The sequence below is a fragment of the Hahella ganghwensis DSM 17046 genome, assembly GCF_000376785.1.
Taxonomy (GTDB): Bacteria; Pseudomonadota; Gammaproteobacteria; order Pseudomonadales; family Oleiphilaceae; genus Hahella; species Hahella ganghwensis.
In genome coordinates this window covers 24120-40712 of the sequence record NZ_AQXX01000124.1, presented here as the reverse complement: position 1 = coordinate 40712, position 16593 = coordinate 24120, and the positions used below count along the sequence as shown (strand labels likewise).

The window sequence follows — 16593 nt, the reverse complement described above, 5'->3', positions numbered from 1 at the left end:
AAACTCATTAAGACGAACATGGCCGAGTGAAAAATGAGAGCCCTCGTTAACTGTTATTTTGGGACGAAATGAGGAATAAATCCAGTTTATTGACAGTATGTTGCGCGGTAGTGACGAAAAAGTTCATCCTCAGGTTTCTTTCGGGAGTGAAATCAGATAGTGAGCATCGGTAATGGAAGTGATAAATGGTGATTCTGTGTCACATGCCTGACGATAAAACTCACAGGCATTATCTCCAGTTTCTCTGAGCAGCTCTGCAAAAAGTGCTTTAGCCTCAGTAAAGTTTCCTGCGGTAAAGCTTGCGAGCGCTTCTCTAAACTGGCGTTCCAATTGCGGTTTCCAACCCTCGCCGGTGATGGTGTAAAGAGTGAGAGGGGTTTGCTTTCCTGACAGGAGAAAATGTCCAATCAACCTCAGATCTTTTGTGTCAGGGCCAGCGCAGGCACCGCTCAGCAGCAGGGTTTGACCCAGAAACTTGTTGGCATTCTCGATGCGGGAGGTGGTGTTGACAATATCGCCTATCGCCCGGTACTCAAAATGGTCGGATGCGCCGAAATGACCCAGGACCACTTCGCCGGCGTGTATGCCGATTCTGGTTGGCAGAGGTGTGCTGTCATGAAGCCGATTGAAATGGTCGATAGACTCCTGAAGCTCATTGATGACTGGTTTCATCTGTTCCCAGATATGCGCCTGATCGACATGAGGCCACAATGCGATGATACCATCACCGGCAACATCGGAAATCATGCCTCCCCGACGACGGATCGGGGAAATGACTGCCTTGTAGTAATCGTCCAGTAGCTCGCTGAGTTCCCCGGCTGTCAGCTTTTCTGCAATGCTGGTGAAGCCGGTGGCATCTGTTACCATGCAGACGCCGAATAATGTCTCTTGTGCCGGCAAACGATCAGGGGAAGCGGCCAGGCGCTGGATTTCCCGGGCGGGAAGGTATTGTCCGAAGACAGTCTCCAGTGCTTTGGCTCTTTGATGGACGAGGAGTAGGCGATACCGGACGCAAAAGATCGCAATGAGCGGCGTAGCGATCAGGACCGGAGTCACCCAGGGAAGCCAAAAGTGAAAATGGGTAAACAGGCCATGGCTTATTGCCAGATAAAAACCTGCGGCCACCGTCATCAGGATCAGCCCGCGTTCCGCGGAGAGCTTCATACCAACAAAGAAAAGCAATCCGATGTAAAGCAGGAATGCTACCAGCCAGATAAGGATATTATGCCGAATATAGGAGCCCTCGATAAGATTGGCATAGGCTGTCGCGGCCAGTTCAACACCGCTGATATCCAATCCGGAATCCGGTGTGAATGGCGTGTAGAAACCATCTTTTTGATCCGGCTGAAAACTGGCGGAATAACCGATAAAGACGACCGCCCCATCCAGCAATGATTGATATTGCCGGGGAGCTGATAGAAAGTCCTCTAGCGAGATTGTGGGAAAAGAGCGCGGAGGTCCGTAGAAGTTGTAGATCTGAATGCTGTTCAGTTGATCCAAGGAAGACCTGTCGGTTTCTGAACCTTCTCTAGGCTGGCTATTCAGCATGGTATATCGGTAAGCGACACCGGGCAGGGTTAAGCGAGGAGGTGAAACCTCCCAGCGCAGCCAGTATCTGGTCAATTTGGAAGAGACTTTGGGGAGGATAAATGGGGCAGTCGACAGAGCGGATGACGAAAAGAGTTCCAGGGGGGGGAGAATCCTGTCCTGCTGTATCTTTTGTCCGTTCAGCTCGACAATCTGTCGTTCACTGTAGGCAAACAGAATCCCTTTACCGCTTGCATGTAATGCATGTGAAAACAGTCTATCAGATTCAGGATCTCCGGGTTCTCTGAAAAATATATCAAAGACCATCAGCGCCGTATTTGACTGGTTTAATGTCTGCACCAGGTCAGCGTACACCGAGCGTGGCCATGCAGTGAGGAGGCGTGGGAGCTGGAGGGCTTCGGACGTGCGTTCCGTAATCGCAATAATGGCCACGTCTTCCGGCGGTGGTATAGGGCCACGGAGCCAGAAAAGGACATCCAGCCCAAAACCTTCTTCAATGGACTGGCCCCAGGGAGATATCAACCATAAAGACAGGCTCAACAACAATACCAATGGCAGTATCCGGTAGGTCCTGTTCCGCTGGGCTGTATTTTCCATGGACGATCGTTCGACTGACAGTTTCATAGACTATAGTTTCACAGCAGGGTTGCGAACAATACCCTAACCTTAATTGGCGCTTCTTGAGATCTGGTAACAGGCGTATACTGATTTTATGGTGTCAAAATTTTCCGATAGCTCCGGATAACCGATAGCTCCGGATATCCGGTGCTATTCGGGTAAATAGTGTTGTACGAAGTTAATAACAAAAACAGAGCCGGGCTCTAACTGCACTGGCTGGCAATAACATTGGAGAGTACCACTATGAGTTACCTGGCCAAAATCCCGCTGTTTTCCGGATTTGCCCCTGAACAACTCCAGCAATTGGAGAAACATGCCGCTTTCCGTACCTTTCAGAAAAACAGTATCGTCATAACTGAGGGAGACCATAGTGACTCGCTATATGTCATTGTGTCCGGACGCGTCAAGGTGTTCTGCAGTGATGAGAATGGTCGTGAGGTCACCCTTAATGATCTGAAAGCCGGTGATCATTTCGGTGAGCTGGCGCTGTTTGATGACCAGGAACGTTCAGCGTCGGTCATGACGACAGAAGCATGCCGGTTTCTGATTTTGAACAAAACCGCACTGATTGAAGCCTTCCGGCATAATCCTGAGATGGCTTATCATCTGGTGAGATATCTGTCAAAAAGGGTGCGAGCACTGACCTGTAATGTCAAGAACCTGGCGCTTATGGATGTGTATGGTCGCGTTGCCAATACGCTGCTGCAGCTATCCGAGAAACAGGGTGATCATCTGGTCACAGAAATACCTTTGACCCAGCAGGATATTGCCAATCGGGTTGGGGCAAGCCGGGAAATGGTCTCCCGGATCATGAAAGATCTTGTAGTTGGCGGTTATATCCGGATGGAGAAAAAGAAAATCGTTATCAATGATGATTTACCGGCCCACTATTGAATTACTCATTGATCCCCCACAGTTCCAACAGACGTTGATGACTGATGGATATTTCGTACTGCAATGCATCTTTCATTTGAATTGCTGGCAGGAGAGGGTTCCCTTGGCGAACTTTTTCCGGGTGACGTTCTGAGGCGGCCAAGTTTCCATTGCCCTGATCCAAAGCGGAGTGTCGGAGCTCCAGGGTGATGCTGGTGAATAGGGCAAAAGCAACGGCGATGATGACCAGGGGGGTGTCTAAACAGGTTTTCAGGGGCGCTCTTTTCACTGATACGGTTCTCCGACAAATCCGAATGGCAGGGAAGAGCATGACCTGGAGGAAGAAGTGTCGCAGTGAACTTTAGCTCAAGAAAACTGTGAAATTTTCACATTGAAAGCTTTTGGTCAAGTTCTGTTGTCTGTGAATGGAATGTAGTCTGGAACGGCTGCGTTTCGGGGCGGCATTCAGAAATTGCGAATACGCTTGATCTCATCCGCTTCTATTCCCAGCGATTCAAGAAATTTCTGATGCTCCTCAGGTTCCATCTTTTCAAACTGTCGGTGCCAGTTGTGCATATCCTCTTCATCGAAGCCCGCTGCACTCATGATGTCTACCCAACGTTGCTTGGTGACCATCGAGCCTTCCATTAATTCTGGTTGTTGTAACAGGGCCACGATGGCTTTTTGCTGTTGCCGCAACTTGCGGATTTCAGTTTCCAGTTTATGAAACTGCTCGCGCAGAATGTCGTTCTGAGCTTTGCTGCATTGCCGCTTCAGAAGGTCCTGTATCTGGGCCACCGGAACGCCATAGGAGCGATAAGCCAGTATGGCCTCAAGCCTCTGTGCTTCTTTGTCGCCATACCAGCGGTATCCATTGTCAGATCTTTGGGCAGGTGCGAGCAAGCCGGCCCGTTCATAGTAGAGTATCGTTGCACGCGAGAGTTTATACCTTCTGGCCAATTGGGTGACTGTTAGCATCGTTTTTCCTTTTGTGTGTCCCGACACTATTTTCAGCCCTTCACCTGTAGTCGGGTCAATAGTCTCTCGAAGGCCCGAACGCTACGGGTTCTCCTGATTCTGGCGGCAGAATCTGTCTTCTTTGATGCAACCGCTTATTGCAATATCAGGTGGAAATATAAAGACTTATGGATTAGAAATAACGCCCTATAAGTTGTTTAAGACAAATTTTCTAACGTTCCATAGAAAATTCAGTCCCATGTGCTTAAAAATTTGCCAAGTCATTACAAACAGGAATCAATGTGTCTGATCTGAAAGTCGATATTGTACTGCTGGGACAGTGCCAACCCGGAATGGAAGCAGAGCAGGTGGTCCCCAGGCTCGCCAAGCTGTTTAAACAGGACAGCGCCAACGTTCGCAAGATGCTGGCGAAGGGACGTCTGGTGATCAAGAAAAATGTCGACCGGAACATGGCGGAGAAGTACAAACTCGCCATTGAAAAAGTCGGAGGAACCTGTGAGCTGAGAGAGGCGCTGATAGAGAGCCAGCCCAAGGCGGTTGCTCCCCCAATTGATTCTGGCAATGACAAAACGGTCATTGCGCCTCCTGGAACAATGTCTCCAAAAGTTGCCGCTCCGGCGGCAGAAAAAACTGTCACGAAGACGCTGGAAGACGATGCGCCAAAAGCAGGAGCTTCCGGTGCAAAATCCGCCAGCATCGCTCACCCGGATGTCGATTCTGTGGGCTCAAACGCAGAAAGCCCAGTAGCGGCAGACGAGCAGGCAGATTCCATTTACCAGTCACCTGCTGCTGAAGTTAGCCAGGAACCGGAAGTATATTGTCGCCATTGTGGATCAAGTATCTCGGCCTCCGCCATTCGCTGCCCGAAATGCAACACCCAACAGGTGCTGACAAAATCAAAAGACAAAACGGTTGCCGGCCTGCTGGCATTGTTTTTAGGGGGCTTTGGTGTTCATCGGTTCTACCTGGGGCAATGGTGGGGAATATTCTACCTGCTGTTATGGGGGACGATGATTCCCAGTCTGGTGTCACTGGTAGAGGCCATCGTGTTCTTCGTTTCCTCGAAGGAAAGCTGGGAGCGTAAGTACAGTAGCGTGCCTTCGAGCAGTGGTGTGATTGTCGCCGCTGTCATCGGTATCTTTATCATGGTGATGCAGGTGGGAGTGTTGGCTGCAGTCGCCATACCGGCCTATCAGGATTATACGATTCGTGCCAGGGTCTCCAGTGGTATGCCTTTGGTGCGTGATACCCAGGCCAGAGTGGCTGATGTGATCACATCTACCGGTAACTATCCAAGCCGCAATCAGGAACTGGGGTTGCCTGATTCTCTGGGCAACGATGCCGTGAATATCGCTTTGGCATCCAATGCCACCATTGTGGCCAGCTTCAAGATTAAAGAGCTGGGGATTGATAATACGATTGAGTGGGCTCCCAGGATTCGAAATGGGCAAGTGGAATGGACCTGTTACGGTGGGCTGATGCCGGACAGATACAGAATGAGTGAGTGCCGGGGCGGTCCGCAAGTTTCAGTGACTGATCGGGCGACTCCTTCATTGCCTGGTTCTGTCAATGCGGCAGAAACTGACAGTCCTTCCACCCGGGGGCTGGAGCAAACCGTCCGCAGCAGGGACAGTCGCCTTTCTCTGCAGGTTCCTGAGAACTGGAACAAAATGGATGAGCTAAACGAAGAGGCCTCCTTGGGAGTTGGAAATCTATTCGAAGATACCTATTACCTGATTCTGGAAGAGCCTAAAGCGGATTTTGAAGACGGATACACGCTGACTGCCTACACCGATCTGATTCAGTCTCTGATGTATGAAGCGCTGAGATCGCCCACGCTGGTGTACCAGAGAAGAACGCTGACGGTTAACGGGCTTCAGGCTGAGCAAATGGCGTTTTCAGGCTCGACTGAAGGCATCAAGGTAACATATCTTCTGACGACCATTGAAGGAGAGAATCATTATTATCAGATTATCGGCTGGACACTGACCTCAAGGTTTGAGGACAAGGTGAGTCTGTTGCAGGACGTTGCGGGCAGCTTCAGGGAAAGTTCGGTTAACCGGGGTGTTAAATAGCAGGAGACTGGCATGCGATTGAGAGATCTGCAGGGGCTTGGGCCGAAATCCGAACAGCAACTGATGGCCGTCGGTATCACCAGTCCGGAGCAATTGCGAGAGATCGGTCCGATCCGTGCCTACCTGACTTTGGTTAACGAAAGTGCGACCAGGCCCAGTTTGAATTTTCTTTATGCACTGGTCGGCGCGGTAGAGGGAAGGTGCTGGACCGATATCGCCAGAACATAAAAAAAGGACGCCTGCTGATGGAATTGGAAGGATACGAAGAACTGGAAAAGCTTCTGCAGGCAGATGATGTGAAGATAAAACGATAAAAAATCAGTACGAGCGTTAGTCATGCGATAGGCCCATATACCCGGAAAGGACAAGGTAATGTGATGAACAAACGACTAACAATGAATTCGATTGAAATAAAAGTTGATGATTTAAACGGCCCTGAAGTGACTGGGCTGTTGCAGGAGCACATGCAGGAGATGATCCAACGCTCTCCGCCGGAAAGCATTCATGCGCTTGATCTGGAGGGGCTCAGGAAGCCTGAGATTACTTTCTGGACAGCATGGCGGGATCAGCAACTGATTGGCTGTGGTGCCTTGAGGGAGCTTAATGCTGATCATGGCGAAATTAAATCCATGCGTACCGCCACGGCTTTTCAGGAGCAGGGAATTGGCAAGAAAATGTTGAAACATCTGCTGGAGGAGGCCAGGAGACGTGAGTATGCTCGGGTAAGTCTTGAGACCGGGTCACAAGACTCCTTTAATCCGGCACGTCAGCTTTATGCCGGTTTCGGCTTTCAGTATTGTGAACCCTTTGCCGACTATCGGGAAGATCCTAACAGTGTTTTCATGACGCTAGACCTCTAAGATCCCTGAAAAACGAATTGCGCTACCATTGCAGCGCCAAAAGTTGGCTTAAAGTGTTTGTTTATTCACCTACACTCTGAAAAAGATCGCCGCTACTGGCGGTCTTTTTTTGCGCCACATTTCGCCATATTTCCCCTTGGTTGCGACATCATTTGCCCCGACGGCGCCTGATGTATGCCGTTAAATGGCCATTTCTTGTCAAACCTCTTTTAGAAATGGACCTTATGAAACATATTCTGATTTTTTTCCTCGTACTTATGTCCCTGAATGTCTCCGCTGATGATTGGGAAGAGAACGCCGATATCGGCAAACTATTCAAAGCGGCGAGTGTGAATGGGACATTCGTTCTATTTGACGTCAAACAACAACAATACACTGGATATAACCGGGAACGTGCCGTCACTCCCTTTATCCCGGCTTCCACATTCAAGATTCCCAATACACTGATCGGGCTTTCTATTGGCTCGGTTGAGAATGTGGACGAAATTCTGCCCTACGGTGGACAGCCTCAACCTATGGATATCTGGGAAAAAGATATGAGCCTGCGAGATGCGATCCCCATTTCCAATGTACCGATTTATCAGGAGCTGGCACGTCGTACCGGGCTTGAGAGGATGCAGGCCAACGTGAGGAAGCTTGATTATGGGAATGCCGACATAGGCGAGGTTGTTGATCGTTTTTGGCTGGACGGACCTTTACGGATCAGTGCTTTGGAGCAAACGTCTTTTCTTGCACGACTGGCACAGGGCGAACTGCCATTTCCTGTTCAGGCACAGGCGGATACGCGGGAGATTGTGCAGCTGGAGCAAGATCTGGACTGGACCTTATATGCTAAAACCGGTTGGGGCAATGATATCGGCTGGTGGGTCGGCTGGGTAACCAAGGGCGATCGGGTTTACAGCTTTGCCTTGAATATCGATATGTATTCCGCGGCTGAAGCCAATAAGCGAATTGTGCTTGGCAAAGCCAGTTTACAGGGTTTGGGCATTCTTTAATTGGTTTGAATGGCGGGCAGTCCAATGCATAAAACCATGACGCTAAAGACAACAGTTGCCGTGTTACTCATGATGATTTCATCGCTCAGCTATTCACTGGGCCCGGTCATTGCCCACCGAGGTGTTCACCATCTCTATGACTGTACTGAACTGACCAATGCAACCTGTACGGCAGACCGAATATACCCTCCCGTTCACGAACTGTTTGAAAATACGCTGGCCTCAATGGAGGCTGCGTTTTCTGCCGGTGCCGATTGGGTGGAGCTGGATATTCATCCGACAGTGGACGGCCATTTTGCGGTATTCCATGACTGGGCCCTCGAATGTCGCACGGACGGGCAGGGGGTTACCAGGGAACAGACCATGACCTGCTTGAAAACCCTGGACATTGGTTACGGCTATACCGCTGATAGCGGAGAATCCACTCCTTTGCGCGGGAAAGGTGTGGGATTAATGCCAAGCCTGACGGAAGTGTTTCAGTACTTTCCCGATGGCAAGTTTCTGATCGATATCAAAAGCAAAGATATGGAAGAAGCCAGAATCCTGGGGGAATTCCTCGGGCAGTTTCCTCCCAGGCAGCGACAGCACCTGATGGTATACGGCGGAACGGATGACATGCTGGAGTATGTCGCGGGTGTCAGCGGAATCAAAGCCTGGCCATCCAAGCCGAGGATCGCGCAGTGTTACAGAACGCTCCTCAGCAGCGAAGGTCAGGATCTGGGCGAGTGTGCTGGACAGATTTTTGGAGGACCATTGTCACTGGCAGAAAAAGTGCCGGGTTGGCCAGATGACTTTATCTCTATGGTTCACGAAACCGGCGGTGAGTTTTATGTCATGGAGATTGATGCTCCTGAAGACATCGATCGACTGGGGCCGGATTACAAGGGAGGAATCTGGACAGACAGGATTGAGGTGCTCAGTCCAATGCTGAAGGAACAGCCCCCATTGGCACACAGGGAATAGCCCTGGGTTCGTGATTTTTCGGCAGGAGAAGTACAATAGCGGCAATGGACGTTGCTGTTTTTGCAGGTTCTATTTGCAGATCTTATTTGCAGGTCCTACTAGGAGATTTTGATGGCCCTGGAGCTCACGTTGTTAACTATGATCAGTATTGTGGCAATTGGTGTTGCTCTCGTATCGCTTCCCATATTTATGGTTAATCTGATTCTGCTGATCAACTACCGAAAAAGTGATGGTAGCCGAGTCGGTGTTAACCAGGCTTGGTGGATGGTCTTCAGCGGCATCAAAAACAGCGAAGACTGGCCCGAACGGATTCGTAAAAGGGTCGGTTATGTCAGACGCATGCTGATATATGTCGTGCTGGGACTTGTCATCAGCGTAACTGCCGGGGATTATCAGCAGGAGCGATTTGATCAGCCGGAAGCAGCATTGAGGCAAGGATAAACTTACCCGTAACAACTACGTAGAACTTTTCAAGGTGTCTGACTCTGCGAGTCTGACACCGGTCAGCGCTCCACTTTCTCTCTTCACTACCGGTGCCTAACTCCGGCTTTGATTCGTTTAGAATACAATCAATTGTTCCCTTAAAGGTTTTGCAAGAAAGTTTTAAGAATTTGTTACAAAAATCTATCTCTATGAATTAATTACTAGTTTTCTAAGATCTTTCTCTCCTAGTGTATGTTTTTTATCCGGTTTGCGTTGACAGTCGAACATTTTTTCATGATTTTATGAAAGCGCTTTCATAAGACAGTGTAAGGTCTACAACATAAAAAATAACAAGGTAACACCTTATGTCTGACGTTATACCTATACGACATTCCATGTGGCACTTCCTACGACTTCACTTGCTGGTTGCGGTTACTCGCTACCTGTCAGTGAGAAAACTGATTGACGCTTAATTGGCTTTGAATCCTGACGTCTGAACGAACCAGGAAATCGACGGATAAATCGCACAGGTTATCCGGGCGAGCTTGGGAGTAGAGATGAAGTTAGCAGGATTGCATTCGTCAGAAACCTTGACGAAAACACACCAAAGGAGGGTTCGTAAATATGACACCACACTCAAAAAGCTTCTTCAGAAGCTGTTTCAAATGCGCAAAGTGGCTGTTTGCCAGCAGCAGTATGGCGGTCCTGATGTCTGCCAATGTCAGTGCGACGCTGTTTCAGGCAGAGGACTATAACGTTTTTTTTGATACCACCCCGGGGAATACCGGTGGTGCTTACCGATCAGATGATGTGGATGTAGAGGCAACCGCCGATGTGGGTGGTGGGTTTAATGTTGGTTGGATCGATCGTGGCGAGTGGCTGGTCTATGAAAACCTGCAGATACCCAGCGCAGGAAGGTACATTGTCAGAGTGCGGGTGGCTAGCCAGGGAGGGGCCAGAGCATCAGTTGATCTGAACGCCGGCCAGACGGTGTTGAAGGAATTTGATATACCGGATACCGGTGGCTGGCAGAACTGGACCACCATCTCGGCAACCGTCGACATTCAGGCAGGAACCCATAACCTGGGAGTCTACGCTACCTCAGCAAACTGGAACTTCAACTGGATCGAAATCGTTCCTGAAGATGGGAATAGCGGTGAACCGGGAGATCCCAACGGAACCCACAAGCGCCTGAAAGTTGTCAACGGCTGTGATGAACCCATGTGGGTGCAATGGCTGACAGCACCAGGAGTGCAGTTTAACGGTCCGAACCGACACCGCCTGTCGAGCGGCCAATCCATTGAATATGACATTCCCGACAAAGGTTTGCCGTCAATGAGGTTCTGGCCTGGTTTTGGCTGTGACGCCAATGGTCACAATTGTGTCGTCGGAGCCAGTGGTGGACCTGCCGATTTAGGCTTTACCTGCCCTCCGGAGGGATGCGCGCCTCCTATTGATTCAAAGTTTGAAGCTACGTTTGGTTGTATTCCGGGCATCAACGACAGTGACTGTGCGAAAAATCCATCCGCTCCTGATCAGGTTTTGGGCAGGGGAGACTGGTGGAACTCCAGTATGGTGGATGGGTTTACAGTGCCGGTGAAGGTCGTCGTCAATGGGCATTGCCCTGTCGGTCCACAACCGGCTCCGGTATATGGTCCCGGCGGGCCTGAAGGTGGAGAAATCGACTGCTCCTCTTTGCGAGTTGCTGACTGTCCGATGAATGAAGATCTCAGTACGGATGGCCAGTTCCCGCATCTTTCCAATGTGGATATGAGGGTATTCAATCCCAGTTCTGGCGCGGTTGCCGGTTGTTACTCCCCGGCCGCCAAGCTGACTTTCGGCCACTGGGCCGATGGGTTTCAGACATACAGTCCTCCTGATCCCCAGGCGAAAATGTATACCTGTCCAACCCCGCCGATCAGCCCGGATGAATGCAGCTCCGGGCCGGCAGATCGTACTGACTATCGCAACATGATTCACTCCCATTGTGAAACATACGCTTATGCCTATGACGATGGGTATGGATTGTCGAGCTGTCCGGCAGCGACGGACCTAAGTTACGAAGTGACTTTCTACTGCCCTCAGTAAATCCACTCGCCCGGGGCTTAACCCGGGCGGCACTTTTAACCTGTACACATGCACATTTGTCCGTAAGCGGGCGATGAATCAATCGTCTCTTCACCATCGTTCAGTGAAGGGGTGGAGCGACGCTTAATATAAGGGATTTCATGATGATACAACGTAATTATGTACCTGCTTTGGTATCTGCACTTTTTGCCGGGTGTCTGACGGCAAGCGCTCAGGCGCAGGTGTTCCAGGCGGAAGACTATGACTACTTTTTTGATACAACACCTGGTAACAGCGGAGGGGGTTATCGTGCCGATGACGTTGATATTGAAGCGACAACTGATGCTGGAGGAGGCTTCAATCTCGGCTGGATCGAGGCGACTGAGTGGCTGGCATACAATAACTTGACGATACCCTCCACTGGAACCTATCGGGTCAAAATGCGAGTGGCCAGTATTAGTGGCGGAAATGCTTCGGTCGACCTTAATGGTGGCAATATTGTGCTGGGATCAGTGAATATTCCGGCAACAGGTGGTTGGCAGAACTGGAAAACTGTGGAGTTCACTACCCATATCAATGCCGGTAGTTACAGTTTGGGAGTCTATGCGGTCAGCTCAGGCTGGAATTTCAACTGGGTGGAAGTGGTCAAGGAAGATGATGGTGGTAACAACGATCCTGTCTGGAGCGATGAATTCGATACTCTCGATATGAGCAACTGGACCTTTAAAACCGGTGGCGGTGGCTGGGGAAATCAAGAGCTGCAGTACTACACCAATGGCCAGAACGCGTATATCACCTACGATGACCAGGCTGGCAGCAATGTACTGGTGATTGAAGCCAAGCAGGAAAATCCCGCCGGGTATAACTGCTGGTATGGGTCCTGTCGTTATACCTCAACGCGATTGATTTCGAGAGACAAGAAATCGTTCAAGTACGGGCGTATGGAGGCTCGGATCAAATTACCCCAGACCCAGGGAATCTGGCCAGCTTTCTGGATGCTGGGTGACAGCTTTGGATCTGTGGGTTGGCCGCAAGGGGGCGAGATTGACATTATGGAGCATGTGGGCTTTGAACCGACTCTGACCCATGGTGCATTACATGGACCCGGATACTCAGGTAACACGCCTATCGCAGGAACTCATGATGTGGGAGAGATCGTAGATGCCAACTACCATGTATTTGCGGTGGAATGGAATAGTGACGGCATTCGCTGGTTTGTCGATGACCATCAGTTTTACTCTGTCACCCGGGCTCAGGTCGAGCAGTATGGTCAATGGGTGTATGACCAGCCATTCTGGTTTCTGCTGAATGTGGCGGTGGGGGGCACTTGGCCGGGTAGTCCTGATGGAGGCAGCCAGTTTCCACAAAAAATGTATGTGGATTATGTCAGGGTCTATCAGTAATACCCTGGGGAGGCCCTCTGCCAGGCAATTGCTGGCGGAGGGCCTCCCATACTCAGAATGGCATGTACTGTTGCCAGTACTACAGTGTGCTGATCGTCGCCTGATCCATATTAATCTCTATCCCCTCACTGGTATTTGTGACGATGGCCTTGTTCGTCATGACCTGCTGATTGTCCAGACTGATGATCACTTCTCCTGAAAACACTTGGCTGTCGCCCTGGGAATCTATTTGTTCTGAAGTGATTTCAATGTTGTTAGCAGTTTTAGTGGTGAGAATCACGTTGCCCGTGTAAACGGTGTTACTTCCGTCCTGTGAGCGCTGCACAGTATCCGACGTAATCTCCAGATCCGCCGCAGCACTGGCTGAAAAGGCGACTGTGCAAATCAGCGCCGCGATTGAATTCCTCAGTTTCATATTCATGGATCAACACTCCTGTGTGTATGCCGGACACTCGCCGGTTACTTCCGGTGATATCCCTATTGGCTAATTGAACGGTATATAAACTATGTAGGGAGGGTATTTTAGACGCGCTTTCACCTGAATAGGAAGCAGTTTGAATCAGGAGGCCTATCAATACCCCATCGCCTCCAACTGACGCTTAAGCCGCTCGGCTGTCTGTCGCAGGATAAAAGGCATACGTTTTCCAAACGTGTGTAAGGCAAATACCTCTCTCGTCTCCGCCTGCCAGCCCGGCATGGCCCGTTCCAGCTTGCCTGCCTGTACAGCATCGGCGACAAAGATAGAAGGGGCCAGCAACACTCCCAATCCGTGAATGGCATAGTTGATTGCTGCTGGAAGTGTATTCACTTTCATTATTCTGGAGGTTTGCAGAATAATCCGCTGGTCTCCGGAGTAAAGGGCTGCTTTTTCCTGCCAGGGGAGCTGTATCAGAGTGTGATGGCTCAACGTCAGCGGCTCAGGGCTTCCCTGAGACTCCAGATACTTTGGAGCTGCGACCAGATATGAGCGCAGCTCTCCCAGCTTAATGGCATGGTAGTCGCTATCTTTTTGCGGGCCCACAGAGATCGCCATATCCAGTTTGTGTTCCAACAGGTCCAAACGTTGGTCTGAGAAGGTGACATCTGCGATCAGCTTGGGGTACTGCCGACAAAGCTCTGCAATAACGGACTCGACCAGCAGGGATTCGAAGGCATGTGGCGCCGTAATGGTGATACGACCCTGGGGTTCCTGCTCAAAATCCTGCAATTCCTCAATCGCAAGCTGCAACGTTTCTGCCATTTGCTCACACCGAAGGGCAAACTGCCGGCCGGCCGGGGTCAGGCTCAAGCGTCGGGTGCTGCGGGTCATTAGTGTAGTTCCCACCAATGATTCCAGTTGGCTGATATAAGTACTGATGGCTGAGCGGGTGTGCCCCAGACGCTCAGCAGCCCCCGTAAACGAGCCTGATTTTATAACCTCATGAAACACCAGCATCCGATAGGGAAGGGTCTTTTGTTCATTATTTCTAAACATTGAGTTCTTAAAAGCTCTAATTATCTCTCAAATGAATTCGAATAATATGCTCCTCACCAACCAAACAGCAAGCCAAAACAGCAAACAATGATGAGATAAACAGGAGACCAAAATGTCCCAGAAAGTGATTGAAGAGGTGATGGCCGCCAGTCGTGAGTGGGTGGCGACATTTAATCGAGGTGATCTGGATGGATGTCTGAATGGCTATCTGCCAGGAGCCACGATGAAAGTGTCACCGGTAGGTGAGTTTACCGGGGCTGGTGCCATTGCATTGTTCTGGCGTGATTTCGCCCGGCATCAACCGGCAGAGCTCGAATATATGAACATCAAAGTCAAAGTGATTGATGAACGAAATGCCGTGCTGTCTGCTGACTGGCAGATGAATATTGCCAGCGGATTTATCAGCAAGGAATTGTGGGTGAAGCAGGATTCCGGTGAATGGAAGCTGTCTCAGGATGATTTCACTGTTCTGACACTGAATATCTCCCAGGACTGAATGCCGGCTTTTATACATCGAGCGTAATGATGACATGCACGAAAGAGGTAAAGTAATAATGAGTCAAGCTACATTTATTCTGGTTCATGGTGCCTGGTTGGGAGCCTGGGCATGGCAAGACGTCAAGCAAAGGCTGAATGACATGGGGCATACAGTGGTTACGCCTGACCTCCCGGGCCATGGTGCAGACAAAACGCCAGCGGGGGACATCCATCTGCTGGATTATGTGAACACCGTGCTCAGAGAGGTCGAAGCGTCAGCAAATCCTGTGGTCCTCGTAGGTCATAGTTTTGCGGGTGTGGTGATCAGTCAGGTGGCGGAAGCGGCTTCGCCTGGCAAAATTCGTGGTCTTGTTTATGTGGCGGCGATGCTTCTACCCAATGGCGGAAGCTTTGGTGGTGCAGTGCCGGGCATTACCGGATCACTGGCGGTGGAAAACTTCTATTTGTCCGAGGATAAGACCACAGCCCATGTGGCTGAGGACAAAATGCATGCCGCGTTCGCCCAGGATGTACCTGAGGCGGCGTTTGCTGAAGCATCCCAGTACTTTGTTGCTGAACCGGCTGCCCCGCTATTTGAGCCATTGTCTGTGAGCGATGAGAAATTTGGTGTAGTGCCCAAATATTATATTGAAGCTACTAATGACAATGCGGTTCCTTTGGATGCACAGCGCGCCATGGCCGCTCAGGGAGGTGTTCGCCAAACCTTTTCTTTGGCCAGCGGACACTGCCCGAACTTTTCTCAGCCGGTAAAACTCGCTTCCTATTTGATTCAGATCCAGGAAGATCTGGCGTAACGCCATCAAGCCGATCATTGTTTTCCAGTCTCCCGTGAAGGACTGACTAGATGCCAGGGATGGCAGCCTTCTTTCCTGCACGACCATACAGCTTTCCTGCACGACCATACTCCCTTTTCCTGCACAACCATACTCCCTGGCCACGTTGCTTTTTTCGGTTCATTAAAATCCATTTATCAGGAAGCATTTGCGGCAACTCCAGTCTACTATTATTTGGATCTACTATTAATTTGATCTACTGCTAAATAGATTCATGGAGCCTCTGACATCTGCGAGGCCACCAGAGCAAGGATGATTCTGCAGAAAGCTGTGGTTGTGGACATCAAAGCAATCCGAAACAGATTTCTACGCCGTTAAGCAACGCAGGTTGTTGTACAGAGGTTCCTCAAGTTGTCATCGACGGAGAATGATACATGTCAGCGCAAATCAAAGTCTGTAACTGGGCGAAAGGGTGGGCCAATAACAATAAAACTGTGACCTGGACCAACCACGAGCCTGCCAGCACGCTGTGTCAGTGGTATCGGGCCAATGTCACCAGTAATGATCCTCCCATGCCTGCCTCGCCGGGCAGTACAACCATGATGGTCTGTTTTGAGCTGCCGCTCTATGCTGCCGTTTGTTCCGGAGCTATTACCCCAGCAAAACTCAAGGAGCTTTATCACAGACACTGGAATGGTAACGAATCCTGGGACAGCATTTATAAAAATGACTGGGTTTGGAAAACCCATAAGGTTGGAACTCCCGGAGCGATGAGCGCAGGGGATATTGTGTTTTTCAACCGCATGGCGCATGTGGCCATGGCTACCGGCAACGGTGATGAAGTGGTCAGTGTCTGGGGTATGGATATCAGTGGGATTGCTGCCAATACACCAATTGAATTGACCACAATATCCGCGCTCTATGCGTCGGTACGGCAGCAGACCGCCCGTGTTCGTTCAACAGAAGGTATTGGTGTTGGTGCTCCCGGCGGCAACCAAGTGCAAGAGGTAAAAGTTGAGTATACCGGAGCCCCCTGGTAAGGCAT

General features: G+C 50.3%; 17 protein-coding genes. 12 read left to right on the top strand and 5 right to left on the bottom strand.

Annotated elements, in window-relative coordinates:
- Positions 1-129 precede the first annotated feature (129 nt).
- The gene (locus F566_RS0117730) at positions 130-2172 is read right to left on the bottom strand and encodes a CHASE2 domain-containing protein (RefSeq protein WP_020408361.1); all 2043 of its coding nucleotides are present in this window, start codon (positions 2170-2172) and stop codon (positions 130-132) included.
- 237 nt (positions 2173-2409) lie between these two features.
- Here F566_RS0117730 and F566_RS0117725 point away from each other — a divergent pair, with 237 nt between their 5' ends.
- Positions 2410-3060, top strand: a complete 651-nt coding sequence (locus F566_RS0117725) for a Crp/Fnr family transcriptional regulator (RefSeq protein WP_020408360.1) — start codon at positions 2410-2412, stop codon at positions 3058-3060.
- A gap of 1 nt (position 3061) precedes the next feature.
- Here F566_RS0117725 and F566_RS0117720 read toward each other — a convergent pair whose 3' ends face one another.
- Positions 3062-3328, bottom strand: coding sequence for a hypothetical protein (locus F566_RS0117720; RefSeq protein ID WP_020408359.1), 267 nt, complete (start codon positions 3326-3328; stop codon positions 3062-3064).
- 176 nt (positions 3329-3504) lie between these two features.
- Entirely contained in the window at positions 3505-4017 is a 513-nt protein-coding gene (locus F566_RS0117715; protein WP_020408358.1) for a MerR family transcriptional regulator, read from the bottom strand.
- 281 nt (positions 4018-4298) lie between these two features.
- Here F566_RS0117715 and F566_RS0117710 point away from each other — a divergent pair, with 281 nt between their 5' ends.
- The 8 genes from F566_RS0117710 to F566_RS0117675 all read left to right on the top strand — a co-directional run bounded on the left by F566_RS0117710 (position 4299) and on the right by F566_RS0117675 (position 12803).
- The gene (locus F566_RS0117710) at positions 4299-6092 is read left to right on the top strand and encodes an NINE protein (protein WP_020408357.1); all 1794 of its coding nucleotides are present in this window, start codon (positions 4299-4301) and stop codon (positions 6090-6092) included.
- Positions 6093-6104: 12 nt separating this feature from the next.
- On the top strand, positions 6105-6320 hold the full coding sequence (locus tag F566_RS33290) for a TfoX/Sxy family protein (protein ID WP_020408356.1): 216 nt from the start codon (positions 6105-6107) through the stop codon (positions 6318-6320).
- Positions 6321-6469: 149 nt separating this feature from the next.
- Positions 6470-6952, top strand: coding sequence for a GNAT family N-acetyltransferase (locus tag F566_RS0117700; RefSeq protein ID WP_245555270.1), 483 nt, complete (start codon positions 6470-6472; stop codon positions 6950-6952).
- Between the two features lie 224 nt (positions 6953-7176).
- Positions 7177-7947 carry a class D beta-lactamase gene (gene blaOXA / locus F566_RS0117695; RefSeq protein WP_026180104.1) on the top strand — a complete coding sequence of 257 codons (771 nt, stop codon included), beginning with the start codon at positions 7177-7179 and terminating at the stop codon, positions 7945-7947.
- A 24-nt stretch (positions 7948-7971) separates the two neighbouring features.
- Complete coding sequence (locus tag F566_RS33285; RefSeq protein WP_020408353.1) at positions 7972-8910, top strand: glycerophosphodiester phosphodiesterase family protein; 939 nt, start codon at positions 7972-7974, stop codon at positions 8908-8910.
- A 111-nt stretch (positions 8911-9021) separates the two neighbouring features.
- The gene (locus tag F566_RS0117685) at positions 9022-9351 is read left to right on the top strand and encodes a hypothetical protein (RefSeq protein ID WP_020408352.1); all 330 of its coding nucleotides are present in this window, start codon (positions 9022-9024) and stop codon (positions 9349-9351) included.
- Positions 9352-9957: 606 nt separating this feature from the next.
- Complete coding sequence (locus F566_RS0117680) at positions 9958-11421, top strand: carbohydrate-binding protein (RefSeq protein ID WP_020408351.1); 1464 nt, start codon at positions 9958-9960, stop codon at positions 11419-11421.
- Positions 11422-11561: 140 nt separating this feature from the next.
- Positions 11562-12803 carry a family 16 glycosylhydrolase gene (locus F566_RS0117675; protein ID WP_157496857.1) on the top strand — a complete coding sequence of 414 codons (1242 nt, stop codon included), beginning with the start codon at positions 11562-11564 and terminating at the stop codon, positions 12801-12803.
- 79 nt (positions 12804-12882) lie between these two features.
- Here the strand turns inward: F566_RS0117675 and F566_RS0117670 are convergent, their stop codons facing one another.
- Positions 12883-13224: a hypothetical protein gene (locus F566_RS0117670; RefSeq protein WP_020408349.1), complete on the bottom strand. Its 342-nt coding sequence runs from the start codon at positions 13222-13224 to the stop codon at positions 12883-12885.
- 150 nt (positions 13225-13374) lie between these two features.
- A complete protein-coding gene (locus F566_RS0117665) occupies positions 13375-14277 on the bottom strand; it encodes a LysR family transcriptional regulator (protein WP_026180103.1) in 903 nt (300 codons plus the stop codon).
- A 112-nt stretch (positions 14278-14389) separates the two neighbouring features.
- On the opposite strand from F566_RS0117665, the gene F566_RS0117660 reads away from it, so the two are divergent.
- From F566_RS0117660 to F566_RS0117645, 3 genes are all read left to right on the top strand, one after another.
- Complete coding sequence (locus F566_RS0117660; RefSeq protein WP_020408347.1) at positions 14390-14773, top strand: YybH family protein; 384 nt, start codon at positions 14390-14392, stop codon at positions 14771-14773.
- A 58-nt stretch (positions 14774-14831) separates the two neighbouring features.
- Entirely contained in the window at positions 14832-15569 is a 738-nt protein-coding gene (locus F566_RS0117655; RefSeq protein ID WP_020408346.1) for an alpha/beta fold hydrolase, read from the top strand.
- Between the two features lie 413 nt (positions 15570-15982).
- Positions 15983-16588 carry a hypothetical protein gene (locus F566_RS0117645; protein WP_020408344.1) on the top strand — a complete coding sequence of 202 codons (606 nt, stop codon included), beginning with the start codon at positions 15983-15985 and terminating at the stop codon, positions 16586-16588.
- Positions 16589-16593 lie beyond the last annotated feature (5 nt).